This is a genomic window from Paenalcaligenes sp., from assembly GCF_030152715.1.
GTDB classification, from domain to species: Bacteria; Pseudomonadota; Gammaproteobacteria; order Burkholderiales; family Burkholderiaceae_B; genus Paenalcaligenes; species Paenalcaligenes hermetiae.
In genome coordinates this window covers 1-5,460 of record NZ_JASLIX010000001.1, presented here as the reverse complement: position 1 = coordinate 5,460, position 5,460 = coordinate 1, and the positions used below count along the sequence as shown (strand labels likewise).

Below are 5,460 nucleotides of genomic sequence, written 5' to 3'. Positions count from 1 at the left end.
GGCACGTATCCAACATATTTTCTGTGACACACGTAAAGTCACTTTGCCACTCCCAGCATCCCCCCACCATATCTAAGGTGACAGTCACCGAGTTGATTTCCTTTGATGGGGTTGTATCAATACAGACACGCTGATTCTGCTGACACCCCAACACATCAGGAACGGTAGTCGGCGGTAAATGGGTGTTAGTAGCAGGTACGCACACTTTCTTCCATCCGTCGGGTCTACATACCCGTTGCCCCTCTACTGTGGTGTAAGACAAGCACATTTCCTCTTCAGACTCAAAGGGCTTGCATGGCGGGAAAGTGTACTCAGTAGGCTGAGCCTGAGCTAATGGCCCTACTCCCATTAAAAATAATGAAAAAAGACAAAGGATTAGTTTTCTCATCTTAATAGCACCTGATTAAACGGCGAGCAGTTACTAACCCAGTTGTAATGACAAGCGGGATCACACTTCGCTCTAACTCGAAACTCGCTATACATCTCACCATAACCCCCAACAATGGTGCGTGAGAAAATTCTGTTTTTGCCGTTTTTAAGGTATGGACGAATATCTATGCTTAAGTTTCTTGAATGGCTTTGTTTTCGCTCAGGGTTTCCGTAACTGTTTGGCCCATATTTAACTCGTAGTTGATTTGGCAGCAAAGATCCGCACGCCTCCTCCCATTTAGTACAATAATCGTTATCACCGCCTGATGACTGAACGCATTTTTGATACGGGCTTACACATTTCGTATATGTTTCTAGCTCTAAGCGATCACCAGAAAACGGACCCATATAGACAAGGGCATCATTTACACGTAGCAAGTACCAGTCATCGAAATCTACGCGTACCAAATCAAATTTAGTAATTTTTTCTACATTATCAATATCGACAGTTAATGTCCTATCAAAAACAGTACCGCGGCCTCCATTCCAGTAGTTATCACCAATCGTCCCAAAACTTAAATGCCAATTCCCATTCCCCATGTGATAGAGGGCTGTATTTGTATCAGACGAGTTAGTAGCGGGCAACACACCTGACGGCGAACATCCATCCCAGGGCTGAGGGGTACACGTCACATTCATCGTTTCTCGGCAATAACGTCTCTCAATCGAAGACGTTTCATGGCATGACTCCACGACAAACTCTGCGGGGATATTAATGGTTTGCTCTGAGCACACACCTGCCTCTACGCTTTCACCTTTATCGGGTATCCACACATTTAACTCATCATCGGGGTGAATTTCTTTACGCACTCGCCACCCATAATCATCAGCCAAAAAATTAATGGCGTCGCACTCTTGATCAAAAAAAGCAATTTGATCAGTAATCGCTTTATTTTTTTCCGCTTCACTCATTCCTAGCCACTTAACAGGCCCAAAGGCTTCCATAGCTGAGGTTTGTGGATCAAACTGCTCACGATCACAGTTGCCTGACGTATAGCTGCTGCTTTGTGTAATTCTCGACATTCCTATATCTAGCATGCTGCCAAATCCCCCATCATAACTTTGCTGTTGTATAGGGTTTTCTTTATAAAAAGGGATCTGCTGCGCATTTTGCTGCGTAAACTGGCTCGTTCCTACATCATTTAATCTCTGATTTCCCAAAGCCTGGCCTTGGGTATGAGCCTCTTGGTTATCGATAGCGAAGGTAACAGCGCTCATTGCGCTCAATGCAAACGCTCCTACGCCCATTGCCCACGACCTTTTGTTATTCTTCATACTGATAGGCTCCTATTAGTTCCTCCCTCATTCTTTTTTCAGCTTGAGCGGTGACTCGCTTTACTTCTTCAGTCAATACAGGCGGATCACCATTAGCACACATATTTAATTGAATAGGTGGAAAGTCCACCGTAATAAACTGTAGCGTCTGAGTCGGTACACCCGCTTGTTGCATATCGATTTGAATTCGCGCGCATCCTACTTGTTTATAGTGATGCACTATCGTTGTTCTAACTTGTATTGGCTCTCTAGAGCGTGTAATCAATTGCAGCTGTACCGCTTCGTCTTCTGTTAGGAACCCTTTAACGTAACCCAACGGCGAATTAAAGACCTTTAGAATTTGCTCGGGGGCGATCCCTTCCATAGTAAGACTTGCTTGTGCAGGCATAGCCAAACCGCCCCCGATGAGCGCAAGAGCTGCGATTTTAATACGTGTTTTTTTCATATTTATTCTGCATCCAACATTTTTTGAGCTAACTCTCGAACGAACTGAAACGCTGAATCACGGCGAAAATAATCTAACGCGGCCATCAGTGAAATATCACCAGAGATAGACGTGTACCCTAAATTCGTAGCGCACTCATTCCCCCCACCACACCCTGAATCTAAGCCACTTACGTCTGACGTCATAACGAACGTAGGGACATTTTTGACATTGAACGTCTCAAAGAGCTCAGGATGTATTTGCCATGCAGCCCCATGCTCATTTACTTTTTTTGCCAGGTTCTTTGTTTTTTCTAAGGAATCATCCACAAAACCTCTCAGCACAACTGTTGCCCCATATTGATAGGCTTGTCTAGATAAGTTCTTTAGTGTTCTTTCAGGCATTGAGAACGAAACAAAGATAAGCAAGGCACCTTGGCCTAATTCACTGGAAGCGGGCAATGATTCCATGGCTCGTTGTGTATGTTGCTGCCCTAGCTTATCAATCAGTTGACGCATATTTTCATTTTTCATAGCCTGGGCTTTATTAGCCTTTAACTGACTCTCGTAGGCTTGCTGATTTCCCTCTTGATTAGGTCGAAATTTGTACTCGAGGGCACCTTTCTTCTGCTCCTGATCCACTTGTCGCAAGGACTCAACAACAAGGTTATTCATTTTTTGTTGTGCTTGCTCATCTACGGCTTTACCATCTAATCCCATGCCACCAATGGCCTGCATCGCTTTATCTATGTCACGTATTTGCTGCTCTCTTAACCCCTCTATTAAAGCAGGTGGTTGTGCATAGCTCTGTGACACGGCCCCAATAAACATAGCGATAAATAGAAGTTTTTTCATAAAATGCCTTGCTCTACTTTTAAACTGAAAGTTACTTTACGTAGCCCAAAATGATCATGGCCATGCACCTGAACAGCAGTCACGCTTTCTAAAGATGGCATAACCAAAATCCCTATATTTAGGGGCTGGCACTTCCATTCCTGACTCAACGAGCATGGTAGTTCTACCAATAGGATCACAACAACGCCCCATAATTTTCTTTGTTTGGGGTACGGGCCAAACCCGTGTAATTTTATATTGACGCTTATCCATAATAGGCTGCCAAGAGCCGTGATCTGAACACGCATTTTCCGACCCATACATAGCCGACATAGCTTTAAACTCATGCTGCCATGCCAATAAACGCGTGGTTAGCAAACGCGCTGTTGTCTCATTAGTATGATGTGGATCCACAAAACCAGAATAGGGATAAATATTGCCCCAACTACCCGCAACCCAAAAAAGCTCAGGTCTAGGAAAATCCACCAACGCTGCGATCCCGTCTGCCGTACCTGCTGCAAGAGCTGTCATATTGGCCACAGCAAATACTAACGGGTTCATAGCAGTAGATATTTCCCAGTCGTCATAAGCGGGATCAACCTCTGTAGGCCACTCAGGTGATAATGATCCTTTTGTTAAGCAACTGCTATCGAGTAATACATCCAAGACGTACATAAGTGGATTGGTATATCCATGCACCCACTGAAAAGAACTTTTTTCCGAATTAACAGAGATAGTGCTTGTTCTATCTGCAATAAAGCCTAGTTTTGTCGCATTGATAGGCACATTTAAATGCACCCCACCGAGCAAAGGAAAGCACCAAGGCACGGTAGTCACGTCAGTTAAATATACGGGCTCCCAAAATGAGGTCGGCACGCCTATTTGGGGGGGGTTGTCACACGCACATGCCACACTATTAAACCCTGTATCGAAATCCTCCCCATCCTTTTGAAAGATATTGGTTCCAAATAAACGTATGGGGTACACACAAGACCAACATATATCAGTAATCGGATTTAAAAATTTACCTTCACATGCTAATTGGCCAACAACACTGTTAGCTTCCTGCGCTTGAGCCGCCCCCAGTGCACCAAACAGCATAAGCGCGATAGAGGCTAAAGTCTTTTTAATTCGCTTCATTGCCCTATCTCCACCACCTTAATTTTCTTATCCACTTGGGATACCACGGCGGGAACGCGTTTAATATTAAAGCGCGTGGTGAAATTTCCGTTTATATCGTAATAGACGCGCTGCTCCGTCTCTCGCATCATATCTAAGTACGACCCACCCGTTAAAATCACTTTATCTTTTGGGTGCTCTTTAAGGCGTTTCATAGCAAAATCTACCTGCCATTGCTCTCGCGCATCAATCAAAATAATTGACTTGCTCCAAGCCATGAAATTAAACGGATTTATGCGGGTTCCCGCCAAAACCGCCAAGCGGCCTTGGTCATCATAAATGTTTTCATGCACGGTGTAAGTAGGATCTACGTAGTAAGTAGTAGGTTCAATAACAGTCGTGATGCCTGGCACTGGATCAGGATTTTCCAAGCCATTAATATACTCATCACGGTAGCGTTCCTGTATTGCTTGTAATTTACCGCTTTTTTCCATTTCCTCTAATCGCTCGATCATACGTTGAACGCCGTGGGGTTCTTCTATCGCCCACTCATTGCCATATTGCCCTAGCTCTTGAGCCTGAGCACTGGTGCTTATAGCAGTAAGCCATAACGCTGCTATCACGCTTCGTTTCATCATCAGTGCCTCATTTCTTTGAAAGGTACACCCTTCTATATGAATATCAATTAATATGAATTAATTTAAATCATACTAGAAAATGTTTATACTTTCTTCAGGTTTTCAGATTCAAGCAAAGAAACGACAAAACATAAACAAAATCCACCATTGACCCGCCCCCTTCCCTCTACTTCATGTTCAAGGGACTACTCATAAAAAAACCCACAACCAAAAAGGCTGTGGGTTTGTGTACTTCTTTAGACTAAGCAATCAAAACCAATCGACTGCTTTATTGCCTAAAGCATTTATCATCCCTTTGTCTGACGATACTAACGTAGCGCCCAAGACATGGGCATGTGTAGCTATCAGAAAATCCATATAAGATAGTGATAGCCCTTGATTCTCTAATTGCCTACGGAATACACCATACTTATTAGAGACGTTTACATCCCAAACTACAACGCTAAGCGTCTCTAAGAGACTGTTTATAGCTTTTTCTAACTTGGGACGTGGTTGCTTGGCTAAACCATAACGTAATTCAGCCACTGTGATATTAGAAACAACTAACTGACTAGGTTTATGCTTAATAATGTTCTCTCGTACCCTTCCTTTGCCAAGAACCGCATAAGATATGGCATTAGTATCTAGCATATAAATCATTCTTCCCATCCTTCAAAAATATCTTTGTCGGAAGCGGGTGATTGATCTCTAGCTAAATCCTCTAAAAAACCTTCTTTTTCAGAGGCTGGCACTTCTTTTAAAG

At 43.4% G+C, this 5,460-nt stretch carries 6 protein-coding genes and 1 pseudogene; all 7 read right to left on the bottom strand.

Features of this window, described 5'->3' with window-relative positions:
- Nucleotides 1–388: pseudogene (locus Q1V74_RS00035) on the bottom strand (hypothetical protein); the annotation flags it as partial.
- Nucleotides 385–1,704, bottom strand: a complete 1,320-nt coding sequence (locus Q1V74_RS00030; RefSeq protein WP_300646487.1) for a hypothetical protein — start codon at nucleotides 1,702–1,704, stop codon at nucleotides 385–387. The gene Q1V74_RS00030 and the pseudogene Q1V74_RS00035, both read right to left, overlap by 4 nt.
- A complete protein-coding gene (locus Q1V74_RS00025) occupies nucleotides 1,694–2,149 on the bottom strand; it encodes a hypothetical protein (RefSeq protein WP_260650720.1) in 456 nt (151 codons plus the stop codon). The genes Q1V74_RS00030 and Q1V74_RS00025 overlap by 11 nt, the downstream gene beginning before the upstream one ends.
- A gap of 2 nt (nucleotides 2,150–2,151) precedes the next feature.
- Nucleotides 2,152–2,982 carry a type-F conjugative transfer system pilin assembly protein TrbC gene (trbC, locus tag Q1V74_RS00020; protein ID WP_300646486.1) on the bottom strand — a complete coding sequence of 277 codons (831 nt, stop codon included), beginning with the start codon at nucleotides 2,980–2,982 and terminating at the stop codon, nucleotides 2,152–2,154.
- Between the two features lie 54 nt (nucleotides 2,983–3,036).
- Nucleotides 3,037–4,101, bottom strand: a complete 1,065-nt coding sequence (locus Q1V74_RS00015; protein WP_300646485.1) for a TraU family protein — start codon at nucleotides 4,099–4,101, stop codon at nucleotides 3,037–3,039.
- Nucleotides 4,098–4,718, bottom strand: coding sequence for a type-F conjugative transfer system protein TraW (gene traW / locus Q1V74_RS00010; RefSeq protein WP_300646484.1), 621 nt, complete (start codon nucleotides 4,716–4,718; stop codon nucleotides 4,098–4,100). The genes Q1V74_RS00015 and traW overlap by 4 nt, the downstream gene beginning before the upstream one ends.
- A gap of 249 nt (nucleotides 4,719–4,967) precedes the next feature.
- On the bottom strand, nucleotides 4,968–5,357 hold the full coding sequence (locus Q1V74_RS00005; protein ID WP_300646483.1) for a PIN domain-containing protein: 390 nt from the start codon (nucleotides 5,355–5,357) through the stop codon (nucleotides 4,968–4,970).
- Nucleotides 5,358–5,460: the final 103 nt, after the last annotated feature.